This window comes from Bradyrhizobium sp. AC87j1 (assembly GCF_002936975.1).
In the GTDB taxonomy this organism is placed as follows: Bacteria; Pseudomonadota; Alphaproteobacteria; order Rhizobiales; family Xanthobacteraceae; genus Bradyrhizobium; species Bradyrhizobium shewense.
On the sequence record NZ_PTFE01000035.1, the window covers coordinates 46,254 to 67,260 of the forward strand.

At 65.3% G+C, this 21,007-nt stretch carries 20 protein-coding genes; 12 read left to right on the forward strand and 8 right to left on the reverse strand.

The window, feature by feature from the left end; translation table 11 throughout:
* Window positions 1-27 precede the first annotated feature (27 nt).
* The 4 genes from CV770_RS19445 (at window position 28) to CV770_RS19460 (ending at window position 3,613) form a co-directional block, all read left to right on the forward strand.
* On the forward strand, window positions 28-1,059 hold the full coding sequence (locus CV770_RS19445) for an NAD-dependent epimerase/dehydratase family protein (protein ID WP_104463451.1): 1,032 nt from the start codon (window positions 28-30) through the stop codon (window positions 1,057-1,059).
* A 27-nt stretch (window positions 1,060-1,086) separates the two neighbouring features.
* Window positions 1,087-1,713, forward strand: coding sequence for a methyltransferase family protein (locus CV770_RS19450; RefSeq protein WP_091961596.1), 627 nt, complete (start codon window positions 1,087-1,089; stop codon window positions 1,711-1,713).
* Between the two features lie 242 nt (window positions 1,714-1,955).
* Window positions 1,956-2,165 (forward strand): hypothetical protein, encoded by a 210-nt coding sequence (locus tag CV770_RS19455; RefSeq protein ID WP_104463452.1) that lies wholly within the window; start codon window positions 1,956-1,958, stop codon window positions 2,163-2,165.
* A 143-nt stretch (window positions 2,166-2,308) separates the two neighbouring features.
* Window positions 2,309-3,613, forward strand: coding sequence for a PQQ-dependent sugar dehydrogenase (locus tag CV770_RS19460; protein WP_104463453.1), 1,305 nt, complete (start codon window positions 2,309-2,311; stop codon window positions 3,611-3,613).
* Between the two features lie 3 nt (window positions 3,614-3,616).
* Here the strand turns inward: CV770_RS19460 and CV770_RS19465 are convergent, their stop codons facing one another.
* Together CV770_RS19465 and CV770_RS19470 are read right to left on the reverse strand one after the other, a co-directional pair.
* Window positions 3,617-4,441 (reverse strand): aspartate dehydrogenase, encoded by an 825-nt coding sequence (locus CV770_RS19465; RefSeq protein ID WP_104463454.1) that lies wholly within the window; start codon window positions 4,439-4,441, stop codon window positions 3,617-3,619.
* 35 nt (window positions 4,442-4,476) lie between these two features.
* Complete coding sequence (locus CV770_RS19470; protein ID WP_104463455.1) at window positions 4,477-5,394, reverse strand: LysR substrate-binding domain-containing protein; 918 nt, start codon at window positions 5,392-5,394, stop codon at window positions 4,477-4,479.
* A 155-nt stretch (window positions 5,395-5,549) separates the two neighbouring features.
* Here CV770_RS19470 and CV770_RS19475 point away from each other — a divergent pair, with 155 nt between their 5' ends.
* Both CV770_RS19475 and CV770_RS19480 read left to right on the forward strand, forming a co-directional pair.
* The gene (locus tag CV770_RS19475; protein WP_104463456.1) at window positions 5,550-6,848 is read left to right on the forward strand and encodes an MFS transporter; all 1,299 of its coding nucleotides are present in this window, start codon (window positions 5,550-5,552) and stop codon (window positions 6,846-6,848) included.
* Between the two features lie 21 nt (window positions 6,849-6,869).
* Window positions 6,870-7,943 (forward strand): tartrate dehydrogenase, encoded by a 1,074-nt coding sequence (locus tag CV770_RS19480; protein WP_104463457.1) that lies wholly within the window; start codon window positions 6,870-6,872, stop codon window positions 7,941-7,943.
* A 45-nt stretch (window positions 7,944-7,988) separates the two neighbouring features.
* Here the strand turns inward: CV770_RS19480 and CV770_RS19485 are convergent, their stop codons facing one another.
* Both CV770_RS19485 and CV770_RS19490 read right to left on the reverse strand, forming a co-directional pair.
* Entirely contained in the window at window positions 7,989-8,930 is a 942-nt protein-coding gene (locus CV770_RS19485) for a LysM peptidoglycan-binding domain-containing protein (protein WP_091961621.1), read from the reverse strand.
* 179 nt (window positions 8,931-9,109) lie between these two features.
* Window positions 9,110-9,604: a MarR family winged helix-turn-helix transcriptional regulator gene (locus CV770_RS19490; protein WP_091961624.1), complete on the reverse strand. Its 495-nt coding sequence runs from the start codon at window positions 9,602-9,604 to the stop codon at window positions 9,110-9,112.
* A gap of 100 nt (window positions 9,605-9,704) precedes the next feature.
* Here CV770_RS19490 and CV770_RS19495 point away from each other — a divergent pair, with 100 nt between their 5' ends.
* Both CV770_RS19495 and CV770_RS19500 read left to right on the forward strand, forming a co-directional pair.
* Window positions 9,705-10,913: an ABC transporter substrate-binding protein gene (locus CV770_RS19495; RefSeq protein WP_104463458.1), complete on the forward strand. Its 1,209-nt coding sequence runs from the start codon at window positions 9,705-9,707 to the stop codon at window positions 10,911-10,913.
* Window positions 10,914-10,927: 14 nt separating this feature from the next.
* Complete coding sequence (locus tag CV770_RS19500) at window positions 10,928-12,109, forward strand: cytochrome P450 (RefSeq protein ID WP_104463459.1); 1,182 nt, start codon at window positions 10,928-10,930, stop codon at window positions 12,107-12,109.
* A gap of 28 nt (window positions 12,110-12,137) precedes the next feature.
* On the opposite strand, the gene CV770_RS19505 is transcribed toward CV770_RS19500, so the two are convergent.
* Entirely contained in the window at window positions 12,138-12,857 is a 720-nt protein-coding gene (locus CV770_RS19505) for a hypothetical protein (protein WP_091961630.1), read from the reverse strand.
* Window positions 12,858-13,133: 276 nt separating this feature from the next.
* Here CV770_RS19505 and CV770_RS19510 point away from each other — a divergent pair, with 276 nt between their 5' ends.
* Both CV770_RS19510 and CV770_RS19515 read left to right on the forward strand, forming a co-directional pair.
* Window positions 13,134-14,057 (forward strand): ABC transporter ATP-binding protein, encoded by a 924-nt coding sequence (locus CV770_RS19510; RefSeq protein ID WP_104463460.1) that lies wholly within the window; start codon window positions 13,134-13,136, stop codon window positions 14,055-14,057.
* A complete protein-coding gene (locus CV770_RS19515; RefSeq protein WP_018322533.1) occupies window positions 14,054-14,815 on the forward strand; it encodes an ABC transporter permease in 762 nt (253 codons plus the stop codon). Before CV770_RS19510 ends, CV770_RS19515 begins: the two co-directional genes overlap by 4 nt.
* A gap of 7 nt (window positions 14,816-14,822) precedes the next feature.
* On the opposite strand, the gene CV770_RS19520 is transcribed toward CV770_RS19515, so the two are convergent.
* Window positions 14,823-15,149: a hypothetical protein gene (locus CV770_RS19520; protein ID WP_091961637.1), complete on the reverse strand. Its 327-nt coding sequence runs from the start codon at window positions 15,147-15,149 to the stop codon at window positions 14,823-14,825.
* A gap of 304 nt (window positions 15,150-15,453) precedes the next feature.
* Here CV770_RS19520 and CV770_RS19530 point away from each other — a divergent pair, with 304 nt between their 5' ends.
* Window positions 15,454-16,248 carry a L,D-transpeptidase gene (locus tag CV770_RS19530; protein WP_201759928.1) on the forward strand — a complete coding sequence of 265 codons (795 nt, stop codon included), beginning with the start codon at window positions 15,454-15,456 and terminating at the stop codon, window positions 16,246-16,248.
* Window positions 16,249-16,250: 2 nt separating this feature from the next.
* Here the strand turns inward: CV770_RS19530 and CV770_RS19535 are convergent, their stop codons facing one another.
* Complete coding sequence (locus CV770_RS19535) at window positions 16,251-17,513, reverse strand: zinc-binding metallopeptidase family protein (protein ID WP_201759929.1); 1,263 nt, start codon at window positions 17,511-17,513, stop codon at window positions 16,251-16,253.
* Window positions 17,514-17,643: 130 nt separating this feature from the next.
* On the opposite strand from CV770_RS19535, the gene CV770_RS19540 reads away from it, so the two are divergent.
* Window positions 17,644-18,639 carry a glycerophosphodiester phosphodiesterase gene (locus CV770_RS19540; RefSeq protein WP_104463464.1) on the forward strand — a complete coding sequence of 332 codons (996 nt, stop codon included), beginning with the start codon at window positions 17,644-17,646 and terminating at the stop codon, window positions 18,637-18,639.
* A gap of 37 nt (window positions 18,640-18,676) precedes the next feature.
* Here CV770_RS19540 and CV770_RS19545 read toward each other — a convergent pair whose 3' ends face one another.
* Window positions 18,677-20,956 (reverse strand): fused MFS/spermidine synthase, encoded by a 2,280-nt coding sequence (locus tag CV770_RS19545; protein WP_091961655.1) that lies wholly within the window; start codon window positions 20,954-20,956, stop codon window positions 18,677-18,679.
* Window positions 20,957-21,007: the final 51 nt, after the last annotated feature.

Here is a 21,007-nt window from a genome sequence, read left to right on the forward strand (position 1 = left end):
TCTAGACGCGAAACAGCAACCTTCTGCATGGCTCTCGTACTGGTTACCGGTGGCAGTGGCTTCATCGGACATCACCTCGTCGAAGCGCTCCGCGCCCGTGGGCAGCGGGTGCGCGTTCTCGATGTCCGCGCGCCTGCCGCGGCGAACGCGGATGTTGAATTCGTCCACGGCTCGGTGCTCGATGGCGCCGCGGTCGATACTGCGATTGCCGGGGTCGATCAGGTCTATCACCTCGCCGGCCTGCCCGGCATGTGGGTCGCCAACAAGCAGGACTTTCACGACGTCAACTGTGGCGGCACCGAAATCATGCTCGCGGCCGCAATGAAGCGCGGCGTCTCGCGCTTCCTGCACTGCTCGACGGAATCGATCCTGTTCCCCTATTCCGACCTCAAAGGCGCTGCCGCCGAAGAGGCGCTGCAGCCGGCCGACGCGATGCCGGGTGCCTATACGCGCTCGAAGTCGCTCGCCGAGCATCATGCCGCGAAGGCCGCGGCCAGCGGCTTTCCGCTCGTGATCGGCACGCCGACCATGCCGATCGGTGCGGCCGACCACAATCTGACACCGCCGACGGCGATGCTGTGGTACTTCCTCCAGAAGAAGGTGCAGCCGCATCTCAACTTCCTGGTCAACCTCGTCGATGTCCGCGACGTTGCCATGGGCCTCGTGCTGACCATGGAGCGCGGCCGCACCGGCCAGCGCTACATCCTCGGCGGCGACTGCGTCCCGCTCGGCAACATCCTGCGGATGATGTCGGCGATGAGCGGCCGCCGGCAGTTCCCGGTCGTCGTGCCCGGCAAGATCGCCGAGCTCTCCGGCATCATGCTCGAATACCTCGCCGATCGTGTCACGCGCCGGCCGCCCAACGGCACCGCCGAGGGCGTGCGCATTGCGCTCGCCGCGAGCGACCTCTCGATCGGCAAGGCGCGCACCGAGCTCGGCTACGCGCCGCGTCCGATCGAGCCGGTGCTGCGCGAAACCATCACCCATCTGCTCGCCCGCAACGGCCAGCAGCCCTCCGGCGCCATCAAGCATCACGCGCTCTCCTCGCGCGCGAGCTAAAGCCGCCGCCCAACGCAAAGAACCTTCATGTCCTTCGATTTCAGCAAGCTTCTCTCCGTCGCCTGGGGTGGCTGGACCACGGCCTGGCCGACCGAACTTCTGGCCCTGGTCTGGCTCGCCTTTCTCGCCAGCTGGGTCGGCGCCTCGTTCTGGCAGGGGCGGACCAAGAAGCAGGTCATGACGCTGGAGTCGCAGCGCTATCGTCTGCCGATCCTGGTCGGCGGCATCCTGTACACCCCGTGGGTTGCACAGCTCCTGGGCTGGAAGCCGCTTTGGGTGCTCGGCAATACCGGCATCTACATCGCCGCGGTCCTCTCGGCCGCCGGCATCGCTTTCGCATGGTGGGGCCGGCTGCATCTCGGAAAATTCTGGTCGAACACCATCACCCAGAAAGAAGATCACCGCGTTATCGACACCGGCCCCTACGGCATCGTGCGTCACCCGATCTACACCGGCTTGATCTTCGGCATGCTCGTCACCGGCATCGCAATCGGCCTCGTAACGACGATCCTCGGCGCGATCCTGATCTCGCTCGGCATGTGGCAAAAGGGCCGAATGGAAGAGGTGTTCCTGTCCAAGGAGCTCGGCGAAGACGCCTACGGCGCCTATTGCCGCCGCGTGCCGATGATCATCCCGTTCCTGTCGCCGCGGTGAGGGCTTAGCAGCTCGCGCCGCTCTCGTGTCCCGGACGCGCTGCAGCGTGCAACGCTGCTGCGCAGAGCCGGGACCCAGATAGCGACACAGTGCGCGGTGAGATGGGCCCCGGCTCTGCAGCGCACCGCGAAGGCGCACTGCGCTGCGTCCGGGGCACGAGCGCACGATCTGACCCATCTAGGAACCGCGCCTCCCCAATCCCGTTACCCCTCGACAGCTGCCACCTGCGCGAGCATCGAGCCATGTCGGACGCCTACGATTATTTTCGCGAGCATGCGATCGCCGCCGTCCGCAAGGCGCGGGCGCTGCCGCGTGGGCGGCCGAAGCAGAAGCAGCGCACAGTGGCGCGGGTCTATCATCTCCTGTCCAAGGAGGCCGCGCTGGTGCCGAACATGCATCACCTCGACGATTTTCGCGCGGCACGGCGGCTGGAGCGTCAAATCCCTCGCTGATCTCCGGGCAAAGGCCATCGGCGTTCGTCCCATGCAAAATCGATCGGCTGCCATTCCACGGGAATAGGCCCGGCGGGCACCCCGCACAGGTTGACGTCTGCCCCGTCAGCCAGTTGGATGCGCGCGCAATCAGGGGCCCTCTCATGACCTTTTCCAGCATCTTTGCGCAGTTCGTTGCGCTCCTCGGCGGCATCGCACTGCAATGGCGGAAGCTGTCGGGCACCGTGCCTGCGCCGGCCTGGGGAGAGAAGCCCGCCATTCCCGAGGCGAAGCCGCAAGGCGCGATCCCGACCTTGAAGATGCCGACCGCGCGCGGCTGGAGCGAGGGCCAGAAGCCGACGGTCGCACCCGGGCTCAAGGTCAATGCGTTTGCGACCGGGCTCGACCATCCGCGCTGGATCGAGGTGCTGCCCAATGGCGACGTGCTGATCGCGGAAGCGACGCAGATCGCAGGCGCGCCGCGCAGCGTGTTTCACTACGCGATGCAGGCAACGATGCGGCGCGCCGCGGCGCTCGGCGTGTCCGCCGACCGCATCACGCTGCTGCGTGACAAGGACGGCGACGGCGTCGCCGATGTGCGTGGCGCGTTCATGGAAAATCTCAGCCAGCCATTCGGCATGGCGCTGGTCGGCGACACCTTCTATGTCGGCAATACCGACGGCGTGATGGCTTTCCCTTACGTCACCAATGCCGACCGCATCACTGCGCCGGGCAAGCGGCTCACGACGTTCAAGCCAAGCGGACACTGGACCCGCAGTCTTTTGGCAAGCCCCGACGGCAAGAAGCTCTATGCCGGCGTCGGCTCGCTCAGCAACATCGCCGAGATGGGCATGGAGGTCGAGGAAGGCCGCGCCGCGGTCTACGAGCTCGATCTCGTTGCCGGCACGCACCGCATTTTCGGCGCGGGCCTGCGCAACCCGGTCGGGCTTGCGTGGGAGCCGAATACGGGCGTGCTCTGGACCGTCGTCAACGAGCGCGACGGGCTCGGCGACGAAACACCGCCGGATTATCTGACGTCGGTGCGCGACGGCGGCTTCTACGGCTGGCCCTATTGCTATTGGGGCAAGACGGTGGACGACCGCGTGCCCCAGGATCCTGCGATGGTCGCTAGGGCGATTCAACCGGACTACGCGCTCGGCGGCCACACCGCCTCGCTCGGCCTGTGCTGGATGCCCGCGGGCACGCTGCCAGGCTTCCCCGACGGCATGGTCATCGGCCAGCACGGCTCGTGGAATCGCAGCAAGCTGTCCGGCTACAAGCTGGTGTTCATCCCGTTCGAGAACGGCAAGCCGTCCGGCCCCGGTCGCGACATCCTGTCGGGCTTCCTGTCCCCCGACGAGAAGGAATCCTACGGCCGCCCGGTCGGCGTCGTGATCGGCCCCGACAAGAAATCGCTGCTGATGGCCGACGACGTCGGCAACGTGATCTGGCGCGTGACGGGGGCGTAAAGGTTACGTCCCCACGCAAAGCGTGGCGCGCTGCTTCTTCAGCAGCGCGATCACGGACAGCGCGGTGATCAAACCGGTCTTGGGATTCTCGGACGGGATGTTCTCGATGCCCATCGAGAACCGCGCCGAATCCGCCTCGACCTCGATGCGGTGAACGTTGCGCGTCACGGTCGGGTCGGCCCAGACCTGGATCTGGGTACGATCAGGCCCGATGCCCGCCAGCGACAACGCAACGGCGACATTGACGTTCGCCGGAAAGCCCTTCGCCGCCTCGCGCGCGCTGCCCTCGAACAGTTTCAGCGGCTCGCGCAGATTGTCGATGTCGATCTTGTTCTGAACGATGAAGGGCGCGCCCTTCAACCCGTCGATCGGCTTGCGTGTCACCATCTTCACGGAATGAATGGTGCCGATTGCAGCGGCGTTGTCGGCATCGAGCCCGATCAGCGCGCCGGTCGGCACAATGATGCGGCCGCCATTGGCACGCGCGAGATCGATGAGATCGAAATTGTCGAGCAATCCGCCGACGCTGACGACGACCGCCGCCTTGCCGCGCTTCACCGCAGGCTCGACGATAGCGCGCAACTGGCTGCTCGGTGCGCACTCGACCACGATATCGGCGACCTCGCCGAGCTGATCGATCGGCAGGATCTTTGGCGGATGACGCAGACCGCCGATGAAGGTCTGATGCTTGGCGGGATCGCGCACGGCCACGGCCGACAACGCCAGCCCCTCGATGCCCTGATCGAGCGCGGTCGCGATCTTCGTGCCGATAGAGCCCAGCCCGGCAATGGCGACCCGCAACTCGCTCGAAGCTCTCTGTTCAGTCATCGCACTCACCTTTCCCGGGCTTCCGTCATAGCGCCTCACGCCTCACGCGCATAGCTGCGCAGCCGCGCCTCGAGCACCGCCAGCATGGCATCGCGGGCCGGATCGCGCGAGCCGCGCAGCCACGCGGCGGCGAGCGGCAGCCGGCCGACCGGCCCGCTCTGCCTTGGCCGCAACGGCACGAAGCGCACGCCCGTGACCGCCATCCGCGCCGTCCAGCGCGGCACGATCGCAACCCCGAGCTTCGTGGCCACCAGGTTGATGATGGTCTGCTTCTCGTCGGCAACCTGCACGATGCGCGGCGTCAGGCCTGCCTGCTCGAACAGCTTGATCGTGAGATCATGGCTGTGCGGCCGCGAGCGGCGGTCCGGCACCAGCATCGCCTCGTCGGCGATGTCGGCCAGCGTGACCCACTTGCGCGCGGCCAGCGCGTGCCGCTGCGGGAACGCCACGATCGCGGTCTCCTGGAGCAGATCGCGGAATTCGAGCCGCTTGTCCGCACGATCGGGCGGGCGAACGAAGGCGAGATCGAGCGCGCCGGTCAGGATCTTCGGCAGCAGCCGGACGGTCTTGTCCTCGAGCAGCTGCACCCCGATGTCAGGATGCTTGGCGCGTAAATCGCGCAAGAGCGTCGGCAGCAGCCCGGCGGCTGCGCTGTCGATGGCGCCGATCCGGAGCCGCCGCGCGGTCCCCGCCCGGGAGCGGTTGCGCAGATTGCTCTCGACCGCCTCGACCCGGGCAAGGATGGCGCGGGCATCACGCAGCAGGGTTGCGCCGTCCTCGGTGAGCGACACCGCACGCGTCGTCCGCGCGAACAGCCGCGTGCCCAGATCCTCCTCCAGCAGCCTGATCTGGCGGCCCAGCGCGGAAGGCAGCATCTGGAGCTGCTGCGCCGCGCGGCCGAAATGCAGCTGCTCGGCCGTCGCCACGAAGCATCGCAACTGATGCAATTCCATATACCGTCCTCTCGTCTCGCACCGACCTGATTATATCATTTTTTTGTATAAACCAGCGCCGATTGAGTATGCCTCCTCCCCCAACCTAGGCTCATGGCCGGCGTGGACCTTTCGGTCCGCCTCACAACAACAACCGGAACTCGAGGGAGGCAAGGATGACAAGCGAGATTCAGACGCGCGTGCTGCGCAAGATCACTTGGCGCATCGTTCCCTTCATCATGCTGCTGTACTTCGTGGCCTTCATCGACCGCGTCAACATCGGCTTCGCTTCGCTGACGATGAACAAAGATATCGGCCTGTCGCCCGCGGTCTACGGCTTCGGCGCCGGCATTTTCTTCTGGGGCTATTTCCTGTTCGAGGTGCCCTCGAACATCATCCTGCACAAGATCGGTGCGCGGATCTGGATCGCGCGGGTCATGATCACCTGGGGCCTCGTCTCGGCCGCGATGGCCTTCGTGCAGGGCGCAACCAGTTTCTACATCCTTCGCTTCCTGCTCGGTGTCGCCGAAGCCGGTTTCTTCCCGGGCATCATCCTCTATCTCTCCTACTGGTTCCCGGCGCGCCAGCGCGCCGCGGTGACCGCACTGTTCATGGCCGCCGCCCCGCTCTCGACCGTGCTGGGATCGCCGATCTCAGGCGCACTGCTGGAGTTGGATGGCCTGCTTGGCTTCAAGGGCTGGCAATGGCTGTTCGTGCTGGAGGCGCTCCCGGCCGTGGTGCTCGGCTTCGTCGTGCTCGGCTTTCTGACCGACCGTCCCGAGAAAGCGAAATGGCTTGCCGAGGACGAGCGGCGCTGGCTGGTCGAGACCATGAACTTGGAGACCACCAGCAAGGCCGCGACCGCGAGCCACAGCATCTGGCGCGGGCTTGCCGATCCGCGCGTGCTGGCACTGTCGCTGATCTATTTCGGCACCTCGGCCGGGCTCTACACGCTCGGCGTCTGGGCGCCGCAAATCATCAAGCAGTTCGGCCTGTCCTCGCTCCAGGTTGGCTTCCTCAATGCGCTGCCGGCAACGGCCGCCGTCATCGCCATGATCCTGTGGGCGCGGCATTCGGATCGCACCGGCGAGCGCACTTGGCACGTGGTGTGGGCCTGCCTGATCGCTGCCGCGGGCCTTGCCTATGCCGGACTTGCGACCGGCGTGGTCGCGGTGCTGCTCGCGCTCGCTCTCGTCAATATCGGCATCTCCTCTGCCAAGCCGCCGCTCTGGAGCATGCCGACGCTGTTCCTGTCCGGCCCCGCCGCCGCGGCCGGCATCGCCACCATCAACTCGATCGGCAATCTCGGCGGCTTCGTCGGCCCCGCCATGATCGGCTGGATCAAGGACCAGACCGGCAGCTTCGTCGGCGGGCTTTACTTCGTTTCCGGCCTGCTCGTTCTCTCCGCGGCCCTCACTTTGCTATTGTCACGGGTGAAAATCGCGCCCGTCGAACCCGTCCCGCAAACCCACTGACATCCCAAACGGAGCATTCTCATGCGCACCCATTCGATCGCGGCCATTCCCGCCGACGGCATCGGCCCCGAGGTGATCTCGGCCGGCGTCCGCGTGCTGGAGGCGCTGGCCAAACGCAGCGGCGATCTTGCCTTCAACGTCAGGACGTTCGACTGGGGCTCGGACTATTACAAGAAGCACGGCGTGATGATGCCGGCGGACGGCCTCACCGAGCTGAAGAAGTTCGACGCGATCTATTTCGGTGCGGTCGGCGCGCCCGATGTGCCCGACCACATCACACTGTGGGGCCTGCGGCTCCCGATCTGCCAGGGCTTTGACCAATACGCCAATGTGCGCCCCACGAAGATCCTGCCCGGCGTCGCCTCGCCGCTGCGCAATGTCGGTGTCGGCGATCTCGACTGGGTGATCGTGCGCGAGAACTCGGAAGGCGAATATGCCGGCATGGGCGGCCGCGCCCACAAGGGCCTGCCGGAAGAGGTCGGCACCGAAGTCGCGGTCTTTACCCGCGTCGGCGTCACCAGGATCATGCGCTATGCGTTCCAGCTCGCACAATCGCGCCCGCGTAAATTCCTGACCGTCGTGACCAAGTCGAACGCGCAGCGCCACGGCATGGTGATGTGGGACGAGATCGCGGCCGAGGTCGCCGGCGAATACCCCGATGTGACCTGGGACAAGATGCTGGTCGATGCCATGACGGTGCGCATGACGCTGCATCCGAAGAGCCTCGACACCATCGTCGCGACCAATCTCCATGCCGACATCCTGTCCGATCTCGCCGGCGCGCTGGCCGGCAGCCTGGGTGTGGCGCCGACCGGCAACATCGATCCGCAGCGCCGCTTCCCCTCGATGTTCGAGCCGATCCACGGCTCGGCCTTCGACATCACCGGCAAGGGTATCGCCAACCCCGTCGCGACCTTCTGGACCGGTGCGCAGATGCTCGAACATCTCGGTGAGCAGGATGCTGCCTCAAGGCTGATGGCGGCGGTCGAGCGCGTCTGCGCAGCGGGCGTGCTGACGCCTGATGTCGGCGGCAAGGCGACGACGAAGGAAGTGACGGACGCCGTGATCGACGCGATCAACGGGTCGAACCTGTAGCTCTCTCCCTCTCTGCCCGCACGCGGGGAGAGAGGGAGAACATCCCTACTTCCGCTTCGCCGGAGCCGGCGGCGGCGTCACCATCGCGGCCGCAGGCTCGGGCGGTGTCAGATGCCGGGGCACGATGATGGTCTGGCCGGGCGTAAGCTGCGCGTTCTCTGCAAGCGAGTTGCTCTGCGCGAGCGTCCACAGCGGCACGCGATTGGCTGCAGCGATGCTCTCCATGGTGTCGCCGCGGCGCACCGGCACCCGCACGCCGCTATCCCACAATTCGACCAGCGTATCCGGAGGCACCAGATAACGCAGCGGCACGGCACCGGCCTGGGTCTGCGGCGGAATGCGCGGCAACTGCGTCACCATCTCGACGATCTGGCGATGGATATCGTCGGACTTCTCGATGTTGATGTGGGAGACGCGCGCGTTTTCCTTGAGGTCATAGCTCGCATAATGGCCGCGAAAGCCGGGGACCGCGACGACGTCGCCGCCGCCGAGCACGCTATCGGACAGGAAGATGTTGATGAAGCGCTCGACATTGAGCGGCACGTCGCCGGTCGCATGCGCGGGATCGATGGCGATGACGAGGCTGATCGGGATGCTCTCCTTGGCCGCCATCTCGGAGATGACGATCGAGCACAGTCCACCCATGGAATGACCGATCAGCACGATCGGCGCCGCCTTCTCCTTGTAGCTGGCGATGACGCGGCTGCCGATGAACCGGCAGAGGGTGAATTCATAAACATCGGCGGAAAAGCCGGCTTGTGTCAGCTTCTCGCCGAGCCGGTCCATGCCGGTCGAGAAGATCGGCCCCATGGCGCCGCGGAACAGGTAGATTTTCGGCGGCGGCAACGGCTCGAACGGCGGAGGCGGCGGCGCGGCGGGTGCGGCCGCGGTAGCCTTGGACTTGGCAGGTGAGGCGGCGGCCATGCCGGGGCTCAGGACGAGCAGCGCAACGGCTGCCAGCGCGACTAGTCGCCTCAAATCAATCATCAGTCCAGCAGTCCCGCCACGGGAGGCGATCACCTCCCTCGCGGGCTTAGTGACGGCCGATTGGGTGGAATTTGGGGCACGGAACCGGCCTCCATCCCCTCCGGGCGCGATCTCCCACCGCACGCCTGCCGGCGCGACCGGGCTTTGCGACGATTGGCCTCATCCTCGCTCGCGAATGGCTAAAATGGCAGCATCCGGTTCAACAATTCGAGCAGCGTGCGCTGCTCGGCCTCGCTGAGCGGCGCCAGCATCTTCCGATTATAGGGCTCCGTCAGCCTTGCACCCTCCGCAATGAGCTTTGCGCCCTTTGGCGTGAGCATGAGCTCGACGGCGCGGCGATCGGACTTCGAGCGGTTGCGCCTGATGAAGCCGGATGATTCCAGCTCGTTCAGGATCTTGATCAGGTTCGGCAGCCGCAGCCGCAGCAGGCTGGCGAGGCTGCTCGGCGGCACGCCGGGGTTGTCACGAATGACGGCGAAGATCGCATAGGTCGCGGGCGTCAGGCCCAAGGCGGCGAACTCCTCGTAGAAACCCTCGAAGAATTTCAGCTGCGCCAGGCGCAGCATGAAGCCGGGGGTGCGCTGGAGCGCGCGCAGGTCCAGGGATTTCTCCGTCTGCTGAGCGGACTTTTGCGGAGCGGATTTGGCTCCGGGTCTTAGAGGCTTCGGGCTCATGATTCTCAATCCCAGGGACGGCCGAATTGACACTCTCAAAAATAGCTATAAAATATAACTATTATTCAGCGGCACCAAGACCGCCTATCGGAGGGACACAATGAACAGCAAATTCCTGCACAAATTGTGCATTTTGGCCGCAACGCTCGCCACGGCGCCGGCGTTTGCCCAGGACGTCGTGAAGATCGGCATCCTGAACGACCAGTCCGGTCCGTTCGCGAGCTACCAGGGCATCGGCTCGGTCGTTGCCGCCAAAATGGCCGTCGAAGACTACGGCGGAAAAGCCGCGGGCAAGCCGGTCGAGGTCGTCGCAGCCGATCACCAGAACAAGACCGACATCGGGATCGGCATCGCTCGCCGCTGGTACGAGAACGAGAGCGTCGATACGATCTTCGACCTTCCGAACTCCTCGATCGCGCTCGCGGTGGCCGGCATGAGCGCCGAGAAGAACAAGGTGTTCGTCGGATCGGGTGCCGGAACGGTGCTGCTGACCGGCGAGAAGTGCACGCCGAACACCGTGCACTGGACCTACGACACCTATGCCTACGGACGCGGTCTCGGCAAAGCGATCGTGCAGCAGGGCGGCAAGAAATGGTTCTTCATCACCGCCGACTACGCCTTCGGTCACGATCTGGAAAAGCAGGCTGCGGAGGCGGTGAAAGCGTCCGGCGGCGAGGTGCTCGGCAGCGTGAGGCATCCGCTGGGAACGGCCGATTACGCCTCCTTCCTGCTACAGGCCCAGGCGTCGGGCGCGAACGTCGTCGGCTTCGCCAATGCCGGTGACGACACCATCACGTCGATGAAGCAAGCCGCCGAGTTCGGGCTGACCAAGGACCACAAGCTGGTCGGATTGATCCTCGGCATGAACGGGCTTCCCGCCCTCGGCCTGAAATTCGCGCAAGGCGCGCAGATCATGAACCCGTTCTACTGGGATCTGAACGACGGCACGCGCGCTTTCGCCAAACGCTTCGCCGAGCGCATTCCGTCAAAAGCCTATCCGAACGACATGCAGGCCGGCGTCTATGCCTCGGTCATTCACTATCTCAAGGCGGTCGACAAGGTCGGAGGCGCCAAGGATGGCAAGACCGTCGTCGCCGCGATGAAGGAGATGCCAACCGACGATGTTCTGTTCGGCAAAGGCTATATCCGCAAGGACGGTCGCAAGATCCACCCGCTCTACCTGTTGCAGGTCAAGTCGCCGGAGGAATCGACCTCGGCGTGGGATCTGCTGAAGGTCGTCGCCACCATCAAGGGCGAGGACGCGTTCCGCTCGGAGAGCGATGGCCAGTGCCCGCTCAGCAAGCCATAGAAGCGGAGCTGACCATGAGCGGCATCGCCTCCAGTCAGGTCGACCCGTTTGCACCTGACTTCCTGTTGAACCCCTATCCTGCCTATGAGGCGCTCCGCGCGCTCGGGCCCGTGTTCGCGCTGGAGCGTTACGGCGTGTGGGCGATGGCCGGCTATGGCGAGGTCGAGCCGGCCTTGAAGGACTGGAAGACGTTCATCAGTGGCGAGGGCGTCGGGCTCAACGGGATGAACCCTGCGCTGCCAAAGCCGCTGACGCTCCAGATCGATCCGCCCGATCACGACAAGGGCCGGCGGGTCCTCGGCCGCACGCTGTCTCCCGGCGTCGCGAGGAAGCTGCGCGAGACGTTTCAGCAGGAGGCGGAGAAGAAAGTCTCGGAGCTGATCGACAAAGGCACGTTCGATGCCGTCACCGATCTTTCCGAAGCCTATCCGATGAAGGTGTTTCCCGATGCGATCGGCATCCGGCCGGACGGCCGCGAGAAGCTCTTGGCCTGGAGCACATTCGTGTTCGACAGCTTTGGCCCCGAGAACGAGATGCTGGCGGCATCGCGCAAGGCCGGCCTCGCCGCCCAGAGCTGGATCATGGACTGCTGCGCACGCGATGCGTTGCGGCCCGACAGCCTCGGCATGATGATCTACCAGGCGGCCGACGACGGCGAGATCACCGAGCACGAGGCGACGCATCTGGTGCGGCCGTTCCTCACCGCCGGGATCGACACCACCGTCAACGGCATCGGCAACACCCTGCTCGCGCTCGCCACCCATCCGGATGAATACCGAAAACTCCGCCACAGGCCGGAGTTGGCGCGCAACGCTTTCGAGGAAGGCCTGCGCTACGATTCACCGGTGCAGACGTTCTTTCGCACCACCTCGCGCGACGTCGAGATCGGCGGCGGCGGCGTGATCCCGGCACACCGCAAGGTGCTGCTGTTCATGGCCTCCGCCAACCGCGATCCGGCCCGATGGGACGCAGCCGATCGCTTCGAGGTCGAACGGACCGCAACCGGCCATGTCGGCTTCGGCGCAGGCATCCACGCCTGCGTCGGTCAGATGATCGCGCGTCTGGAAGGCGAATTGATCTTCAGCGAGCTTGCGAGGCGCGTGAAGACCATCGAGCTCACCGCGGAGCCGAAACGCAGGCTCAACAATTCCCTGCGCGGGCTGGAGAGCATGCCGGTCCGCGTGACGCCCGCTTAGGCGGCATCACGCGGGAGGATGCGACGGCTCAGTTCCGTGCCGGAGCGGTCGCGGCCGCCGAGCGCGCCTGCCGCGGTGCGCCGGGTTCGGCGACCGGGACTGCCGGCGCGCGCGAGCGCATGATGGCGGCGTCGATCTCGGCGATGACGCGGCGCTGGATCGCCTCGTTCTTGTCGATCGAGATGTGGCCGACGCCGGTGCCGCGCACGTCGACATTGTCGAGCTTGCCGCGGAAACCGTCGGCACGCTTGACCGGCTCGCCGGGGCCGTCGCCGATATAGATGTTGATGTAACGCTCGGCGCCGGTCGAGAGCTTGGTCTTGAACACGGAATCGAGGCCGATCGCGAGCTTCACGGGCACGCCGAGCCGGTTGAGCTTCGCGATCATGTCCGGCAGCGCGGTCGCGCCGGAGGAATGGCCGACCAGGACGATGGTCTTGAGCCGGCCGGCCCTGTAGGCGGTCGCGGCTTCATCGGCGAGCGAGGACCACGAGACGAAGTTGGCGACCGTCACCGGGATGCCCTGCGCCTGGAGCCGGGCGCCGATCGTGTCGAGGCCGAGCGAGAAGATGTTGAGCACGCCGCGGAGCAGATAGACATGCGTGGTCGCGACCTGGGCCTGGCTCGGGGCCGCCCGTGCCGTGGTCGGGCTGATGGCAACAGCTGACAGCAGGAGCAGGCAGATCGCCCATACACGGAGGGCGGACAACTGGCTGGCGCCGGCGGTGTGACGGCCGTTCGGTCTCATCGGTGTTTTCCCTGGGGACAATACGCTTTGCGATTGGCCGGAATCGTAGCCATGACCTGCTCGCAGACGCAACAAAGAGCCGCGTGAATGGCAATCTTAGCCACAGCCCGTGACCATCGCGCAACACCTGTCCGAAACCTGCCACCGAAGGGCCTGTTTTGAGACCATTTTTCCCTCGCCAATTGCGGCCCGGCAAAGGCATCCCTATCTCAGGGCTCCGCTGACCCGCCGTTCCCGGCAGGTTCCAGCCTCCCCTCCCCAGCGCTACCGGCCCTCATGTCCTCCATCATTTCCGTTGCCAATCTGTCGAAGACCTATGGGTCCGGCTTCAAGGCGCTCAAAAACGTCAATCTCGACATCAAGCGGGGCGAGATCTTCGCGCTGCTCGGCCCGAACGGCGCCGGCAAGACCACGCTGATCTCCATCATCTGCGGCATCGCCAATCCGAGCGAGGGCCGCGTCCTCGTCGGCGGCGAGAACATCCAGACCTCCTACCGCAAGGCGCGCTCGCTGATCGGCCTCGTGCCGCAGGAGCTGCATACCGACGCCTTCGAGAGCGTGTGGGCGACCGTGAGCTTCTCCCGCGGCCTGTTCGGCAAGCCGAAGAATCCTGATCACATCGAGAAGGTGCTGAAGGACCTCTCGCTGTGGGACAAGAAGGACAACAAGATCATCACGCTCTCCGGCGGGATGAAGCGCCGCGTGATGATCGCGAAAGCGCTATCGCACGAGCCGCAGATCCTGTTCCTGGACGAGCCCACTGCCGGCGTCGACGTCGAGCTGCGCAAGGGCATGTGGGAAGTGGTGCGCACCCTCCAGCAGTCCGGCGTCACCATCATCCTCACCACGCATTACATCGAGGAAGCCGAGGAGATGGCCGACCGCATCGGCGTCATCAACAAGGGCGAGATCGTGCTGATCGAGGACAAGGCGACGTTGATGCAGAAGCTCGGCAAGAAGCGGCTGACGCTGCATCTGCAGGGCAAGCTCGACGCACTGCCGGAGAGCCTTGGGCATTACGAGCTGGAGCTCTGCGATGCCGGCGCGACGCTGGTCTACGATTACGACACCAAGGGCGAGCGCACCGGCATCACCAGCCTGCTCGGCGATCTCCGCACCGCCGGCATCCGCTTCAACGATCTCGACACGACACAATCGTCGCTCGAGGACATCTTCGTCGATCTCGTGAGGACGTCATGAACCACCGCGCCATCCGCGCCATCTATCTGTTCGAAATGGCACGCACCTGGCGCACGCTGCTGCAAAGCATCGTCTCGCCGGTCGTCTCGACCTCACTTTATTTCGTGGTGTTCGGCGCCGCGATCGGCTCGCGCATCAGCCAGGTCGAGGGCGTCAGCTACGGCACCTTCATCGTGCCGGGCCTGATCATGCTCTCGGTGCTGACCCAGAGCATCGCTAACGCCTCGTTCGGCATCTACTTCCCGAAATTTACCGGCACGATCTACGAGATCCTGTCGGCACCGATCTCCTATTTCGAGATCGTGCTCGGCTATGTCGGCGCCGCCGCGACCAAGTCGATCATTTTGGGCCTGATCATCCTCGCGACAGCCGGATTATTCGTGCCGCTGCATATCCATCATCCGGTCTGGATGTTGGCCTTCCTGGTGCTGACGGCGGTGACGTTCAGCCTGTTCGGCTTCATCATCGGCATCTGGGCCGACGGCTTCGAGAAGCTGCAGATGATCCCGATGCTGGTGGTGACGCCGCTGACTTTCCTCGGCGGCAGCTTCTATTCTATCGACATGCTGCCGCCCACCTGGCGCACGGTGGCGATGCTCAACCCGGTCGTCTATCTGATCTCCGGCTTCCGCTGGAGCTTTTACGAGATCGCCGACGTCAGCATGTCCGTCAGCGTCGGTATGACGCTGGCGTTCCTGGTGATCTGCCTGGTCGTGATCTGGTGGATTTTTCGGACGGGGTATCGGCTGAAGAATTGACGCGTCATCACCGATAACAATGGAATCGGTGATAGCCGTCGTAATAGCCGTGGCAGCGGTGACGGTAGTGACGATGGGGAATGCCGAGCACGCCCTCGACTGCACCAACGGCGCCGCCGACACCGGCACCGACGACGCCTCCGACCGCGCCGCCCACGGGGCCGGCAATCCGGTTGCCCTCGTACGAGCCTTCCTGGGCGCCGCGGACGATGCCCTGGGCGTGGCCGGCTTGCGGCAGCGCCAACAGCGCGAGCAGGATGGCGGCGATTGCGAACGCCAGGCGGACGGCTGAACCGGCCGGCGACGGCGCGGCGGCGATGCGGGCTTTGTTCATCTTCGATCCCAAAGGGTGAATGGCGGCGAACGCCGCCTGTCGCGGCAGGTGATCGTCAACGCACCGGAGGGCCAAATGGTTGCGCCTTTGTGACGAATTGTCGGCGTTGTGAACGGCGCACCGCTCGCGAAAATGTCAGCGCCACCGCGCGCGGCGCGGCACAAAGCGGCCTTGCTTACGCCCGGCGCCGCGTTAACGATGGGCAAGCAGGCCGCTGGAACGAAAGCCGGATTGCAGGCATATTGCACGCCGGGGACGGAGAGCCGCGGCGCCTAGCGTGAACAGGCCGGAGGCCAGGATTCAAATGCGTTTCCAGATGCGTTCATTTTTTATCGCTTTCACCTCACTGATGCTTTTGAGCGCAGGCAGCGCGCAGGCCAAGGTCGAGATCACCGTCGACAAGGACAATCAGCAGATGACCGTCGCGGTCGACGGCGTCGCGCGCTATCACTGGCCGGTGTCGACCGGCATCCCCTCGCGCGAAACGCCGAACGGCGCATTCCGCACCTTCCGGATGGAAGAGGATCACTACTCCAAGGAATTCGACGACGCGCCGATGCCGCACGCGATCTTCTTCACCAAGGTCGGGCACGCCATCCACGGCACCGACTCGGTCGGCCGTCTCGGCTCGCCGGCGTCCCATGGCTGCGTGCGGCTGTCGCGCCAGAATGCCACGACGCTCTACGCGCTGGTGCAGCAGCAGGGCGTGCTCAACACCACGGTGACGCTGACCGGCTCGGCGCAGGTGGCGCTGGCGCGCAATCCGCGCGGCCGCACCAACAATGCAGTTGCGCGCGCGCCGCAGCAGCCAGCCGAAGAGCAGTACGCGACCACGGGCGATCCCGTGAACCTGACGCCGCCGGCGCAGCCCGCCCGCCGCTACATGCCGCAGGACGACAATTACATCTATCCGGCCGACGGCAGCGACACCGGCGCACGGTATCCGGCACCGCGCGGCACACGCCCGCTCTATGATGCGCAGGTTTACCAGCAGCAGCCGCGTCCCTATTACGACCAAGGCTCCGGCCAGCAGGGCTATTATTATCAGCCGCAGCCGCGGCAGGTTTACCAGCCGCGCGGCTATTACTATCAGAACTGACGCTATCTGAACGCGGCGTCGCCGCGTTCCACGATCTTTCGCGCAGCATCGACGAAGGCGCGTGCGACCGGCTCGAGGATCTCGGGCCCGGTCGCTGCGAGGTCGTCCGACGGCGTGTGGAAGGTGCGATGGCGGCCGGCCATGCCGAGGAAGTTGGCGTAGCCCGCCGCGTGCACGTCGCGCAGCTCGCCGACCGCCTGCTTCTCCGTCACCAGGCGTTTTGCCGCGACCTTGGCAAAGGCCTCATCGGTGAGCGCAACCGCGGATTTGCTGAGCACGAGATAGCGTTCTTCCTCGGGCCGATCGGTGCGCGCACCTTCCGCAAAGCCGTAGCACGCATTCGACGAGCCGAAGTGGATCCACGCCAGCGTGTCCTTCGGCGCCGGCGCGCCGTGCTTCAGGAACAACTCCATGCCGCCATGGCCGATCTCGTGGCCGGCGGTGGCGACGAAGACGAAATGCGCCGGCCATTTCTCGGCGGCGACGGTGCGCGCCAGCGCGAGGAAGTTGGCAATGCCGGGGCCGCGCTCGCAGACGCAGCTATACCAGCCGGTCATCGGCGTGGAGACCACGACGGTCGGCCCGCGGCCGGCGCCGGTCTCGGCGATGACGTTGCGGCCGGTGACATCGCGTTCGTAGTGGCCCTTGACGTCGAAGCTGACAGCCGCGCCATCGGCGAGCGCGCGCTCGAACGTCGCTTTCGACCTGGCGCCGACCACGATGACGGGCACCGGCCAGGGCGCATCCTCCTGCGTGACGTTGTAAGCGAAGCGATCGTCGGCGGGATTGCCGATCATCAGCAGGATCGCTGCCGGCTTCTTCGCCGCCGCTTCAGCGATGGCCGCGCGATGGGCCGGCCCCAGATAGGCGCCGCGATCGAATGGCAGCTCCAACCAGAGGATCTTGCCGGCGACATCGCCATCGCGTGCGAGCGGCGCCGACAGGTGGAAGCTCGCCCGGTCCTCCGGCGGCCACCAGAATGGCGTTGCCTCGACAATCGTGCCGACGGCTTCGGCGCTGGCCTGCTCGACGACATATTGCCGGCCTAGCACGACGGGCTGGAAGCTGACATCGAAACCCGCCTGTTTCATCTCGCCGGCAATCCAGTCGGCGGTCGCGTGATCGCCGGTAGAGCCGAAACGGTGCAGACCGAAGGAGGCATAGCGCGCCACGTCTTCATAGAGACTCGCACCCGAAAGCACATCCTTGGCTGCCGCCTGACCGACCATGAGAACCACCATCGCTCCGATGAAGACAAGCCGCATGTGAGTGGCTCCCGTATCATTGCTTTTTGAGGCGCAGTTTCCGCCTTCCGCAGCCGCCGTCAACCGCGAGACTGGACGAAACGCGCAAAGATTTCATAAGCTCCTGTTTTCACGAGCGCTGTGATCCCCGATGCCGTCACGTGCCACGATAATCCTGACCCTGCTCTCGGTTCTCATGACGGGACAAGCCAAGGCTCTTGATATGGCCTTTGATATCGAGGCGCATCGCGGCGGGCGAGCGCTGGTGCCGGAAAACACCCTGCCCGCCTTCGCCAACGCGCTGTCGATGGGCGTGGACACGCTGGAGCTCGACGTCGGCGTAACAGCGGACGGCGAGGTCGTCGTCTCGCATGAACGCGGGCTCAATCCGGATCTCGCGCGCAGTGCTGGCGGGACTTACATTGCTCCGCCCGGCACGCCCTTGGTAAAACTGCGGCTGGACGAGGTCAAAACCTATGACGTCGGCCAGATCCGGCCGGACAGTGCCTATGCGAAACAATTCCCCGACCAGCGCGCCGTGCCGGGGACACGCATTCCCACCCTGAGCGAGCTGTTCGCGCTGGTACGGAAATCCGGCAACTCGCGTGTGCGCTTTAACATCGAGACCAAGATCGATCCGAATCGCCCGGACGAGACGCTCGATCCGCAAGCCTTTGTCACGAAGCTGCTGGGACTGATCGAGGCCGAAACCTTTTCCGACAGGGTTATGATCCAGTCCTTCGACTGGAGAACCCTGCAGCTCGTCCAGCAGCAGGCGCCGAAGATACCGACGGTGTACCTGACGCTCCAGCGCGGCACAGGCCAGACAGTCGTGCTGGACAAAGCCACCAACTGGACGGCAGGCTTCAGCCCGGCCGATCACGGCAGCTCGCTGCCACGGACGATCAAGGCGGCGGGCGGCGCAGTCTGGTCGCCCTATTTCGGCGATGTCACCGCCGCACTCATCGCGGAAGCCCACGAGCTCGGATTACGCGTCGTGGTGTGGACGGTCAACAAGCGCGAAGACATGGCGCGGATGATGGAGCTCGGCGTCGACGGGATCATTTCCGACAGGCCCGATCTGCTGCGCGAGGTTGCCGGCGAGAAGGGCATTGTGCTGCCGGCGGGGACGCCGGTCGTGCCGTAACTCAGTCGCGTGTCCCGGACGCGGTCGTCGTGTCGCCCTACTCTCCATTCTTCAAACGCCGGTACAACGCGCCCAGGATGTTGGAATAGTCGTCGGTCCAGACCCGCACCCTGTCGTCGGCTTCGGTCTGCTCCCAGACCTTCGAGGACGCGAGCCTGCCGACATCGGCCTCCTCGCGCGCCGAGATGACGACGTCGGTCGAGAAGATGTAGTCGCCATCGCGCCCCGAATCCTCGTTGAAGACCCAGCTCTTGAGATCGTTGGCGTCGGCAATGCCGACCACGACGGTCTCGAGATCGAGATGCCGGTTGGAGACGTGCATCACCACGGCACCGTGCGGGGCGAGCTTGTCCTTGTAGATCTTCATCGCCTCTTCGGTGGCGAGATGGATCGGGATCGCATCCGACGAATAGGCATCGACGATGATGAGGTCGTAGGCGCCGTCGGGCTCCTTTGCGAAGGTGAGGCGCGCATCGCCGATCACCGGCGTCATGTCCGGCAGGCAGCTCGAGATGTAGCGGAAATTTTTGGGGTCACGCGCGGCGTCCACCATCGACTGGTCGATCTCGAAGAATTTCCAGTCCTCGCCAGGTTCGGCGGCGCAGGCGAGCGTGCCCGATCCGACGCCGATCGCGGCGACCTTGAGCGGCCCGCCCTTGCGCTCGCGGATCGCGCTGACGGCCTGACCGATGCCGCCGTCCTTGTGATAGTAGGTGATCGGCTCGGGCCGGCCGGTGACCGGCGTGCCGTCATTGTTGCGGAACCGCTCGGCGCCGTGGATGGTGGTGCCGTGCATCAGCACATGGAAATAACCGCCGGGCGTCACCACGATCTTGTGCACGCCAAAGAAGCTGCGCACCGTCGTGACCCGGCCCTCGTCTGCCGGATAGACACGGATCAATGCCAGCGCGAGCGCGACGGTGGCAAAGATCTTCCAGCGGCCGGCATTGAGCGCCAGCGCCAGCAGCGCGGCGAGCACGCCGACGGCGCCGGCGACCCAGACGCGGTGATCCTCCAGCCAGGTCGAGGGGCTGCCGGTGGTAAAGGACGGCGCGACGAGCGCCACCGCGAGCGCGGCGAGCACCAGCCAATACCATTTGACGATGCCGGCGAGACGCTCGTTCGCGGACGGCCGGCACAGCGCGGCAAACGCGATCAGGATCGGGTATTCGGCGATCCACGAGAAGGTGAAGGGAGCAACGAGGCCAGCAAAGAGACCGCCGACCATGCCGCCGAACGACAGCGCGACATAGAAACCGGTGAGATATTTGGCCGCCGGCCGCGTCCGCGCCAGTTCGCCGTGGCAGGCCATGGCGATGACGAAGAAGCAGAGTTGATGGCCGCCGAGAGTCAGCAGCAAATTCTGCTCGCCGCCGAAGGCGAGCAGGACGATGACGCCCGCGATCGCGACCGGCTGCAGCATCAGCATCCATTTGTGCGGCAGCAGCGGCCGCGACTGGAACACCACGACCCAGGTGAGCAGGTACAGCGACAGCGGCAGCACCCACAGCAACGGCGCCGCGGCGACGTCGGTCGAGATGTGCGCGGTGACCGCGATGAGCAGACCCGAAGGCACCGCGGCGAGGAAGATCCAGCGCAGCCGCGTCACGATATCAGGCGCCGGCGCATTGGCATCCTCGGTCCGCGCATCGGCCATCGCGAGCTTCGGCGAGCGCAACAACAGCACGCCGCAGGCGGCGATCAGGAGGATCAACAGGCCATAGCCACCGGTCCAGAACCGATTCTGCGCATGCAGCGTGAACATCGGCTCCAGCAGAAACGGATAGGACAGCAGCGCCAGGAAGCTGCCGATGTTGGAGGAGGCGTAGAGGAAATAGGGATCGTGCCCAGCGGGATGGCCGGTGCGAACGAACCAGGCCTGCAGCAGCGGATTGTTGGCGGCGAGCGCAAAGAACGGCAGGCCGATCGAGACCACGAACAGTCCGAGCAGCCAGAACGCATAGCCGGATGCCGGCGGATCGCCATAGGCCGAGGCAATGCCGAGCGGCAGCGTCACGAAGGCCGCGATCAGCAGCACCAGATGCACCGCCACCGGCACGATGCGGTTCTTCGTCTGCATCAACAGATGCGCATAGGCGTAGCCCGCCAGCAGCAGCGACTGGAAGAACACCATCGCCACCGACCACACCGCCGGCGAGCCGCCGAGCCGCGGCAGCACCATCTTCGTGAACAGCGGCTGCACCGAGAACAGCAGCAGCGCGCTGACGAAGATCGCAGCGGTGTAGACCGTCAGCAGCAGCCGGTTGCGCGAGGACGACGGCTGCTCCGTGGCGGCAGGTTGCACGATCGAATCCATGGAAGCTCCAGCCTACATTCCCCGGCGGGCGCCGGGCGCGCGCAATGGAGC

Bases quoted from the DNA above. Each gene is read 5' to 3' on its own strand.
- CV770_RS19445 (WP_104463451.1), top strand. From the start codon at position 28: ATGGCTCTCGTACTGGTTACCGGTGGCAGTGGCTTCATCGGACATCAC.
- CV770_RS19450 (WP_091961596.1), top strand. From the start codon at position 1,087: ATGTCCTTCGATTTCAGCAAGCTTCTCTCCGTCGCCTGGGGTGGCTGG.
- CV770_RS19455 (WP_104463452.1), top strand. From the start codon at position 1,956: ATGTCGGACGCCTACGATTATTTTCGCGAGCATGCGATCGCCGCCGTC.
- CV770_RS19460 (WP_104463453.1), top strand. From the start codon at position 2,309: ATGACCTTTTCCAGCATCTTTGCGCAGTTCGTTGCGCTCCTCGGCGGC.
- CV770_RS19465 (WP_104463454.1), bottom strand. From the start codon at position 4,441: ATGACTGAACAGAGAGCTTCGAGCGAGTTGCGGGTCGCCATTGCCGGG.
- CV770_RS19470 (WP_104463455.1), bottom strand. From the start codon at position 5,394: ATGGAATTGCATCAGTTGCGATGCTTCGTGGCGACGGCCGAGCAGCTG.
- CV770_RS19475 (WP_104463456.1), top strand. From the start codon at position 5,550: ATGACAAGCGAGATTCAGACGCGCGTGCTGCGCAAGATCACTTGGCGC.
- CV770_RS19480 (WP_104463457.1), top strand. From the start codon at position 6,870: ATGCGCACCCATTCGATCGCGGCCATTCCCGCCGACGGCATCGGCCCC.
- CV770_RS19485 (WP_091961621.1), bottom strand. From the start codon at position 8,930: ATGATTGATTTGAGGCGACTAGTCGCGCTGGCAGCCGTTGCGCTGCTC.
- CV770_RS19490 (WP_091961624.1), bottom strand. From the start codon at position 9,604: ATGAGCCCGAAGCCTCTAAGACCCGGAGCCAAATCCGCTCCGCAAAAG.
- CV770_RS19495 (WP_104463458.1), top strand. From the start codon at position 9,705: ATGAACAGCAAATTCCTGCACAAATTGTGCATTTTGGCCGCAACGCTC.
- CV770_RS19500 (WP_104463459.1), top strand. From the start codon at position 10,928: ATGAGCGGCATCGCCTCCAGTCAGGTCGACCCGTTTGCACCTGACTTC.
- CV770_RS19505 (WP_091961630.1), bottom strand. From the start codon at position 12,857: ATGAGACCGAACGGCCGTCACACCGCCGGCGCCAGCCAGTTGTCCGCC.
- CV770_RS19510 (WP_104463460.1), top strand. From the start codon at position 13,134: ATGTCCTCCATCATTTCCGTTGCCAATCTGTCGAAGACCTATGGGTCC.
- CV770_RS19515 (WP_018322533.1), top strand. From the start codon at position 14,054: ATGAACCACCGCGCCATCCGCGCCATCTATCTGTTCGAAATGGCACGC.
- CV770_RS19520 (WP_091961637.1), bottom strand. From the start codon at position 15,149: ATGAACAAAGCCCGCATCGCCGCCGCGCCGTCGCCGGCCGGTTCAGCC.
- CV770_RS19530 (WP_201759928.1), top strand. From the start codon at position 15,454: ATGCGTTTCCAGATGCGTTCATTTTTTATCGCTTTCACCTCACTGATG.
- CV770_RS19535 (WP_201759929.1), bottom strand. From the start codon at position 17,513: ATGCGGCTTGTCTTCATCGGAGCGATGGTGGTTCTCATGGTCGGTCAG.
- CV770_RS19540 (WP_104463464.1), top strand. From the start codon at position 17,644: ATGCCGTCACGTGCCACGATAATCCTGACCCTGCTCTCGGTTCTCATG.
- CV770_RS19545 (WP_091961655.1), bottom strand. From the start codon at position 20,956: ATGGATTCGATCGTGCAACCTGCCGCCACGGAGCAGCCGTCGTCCTCG.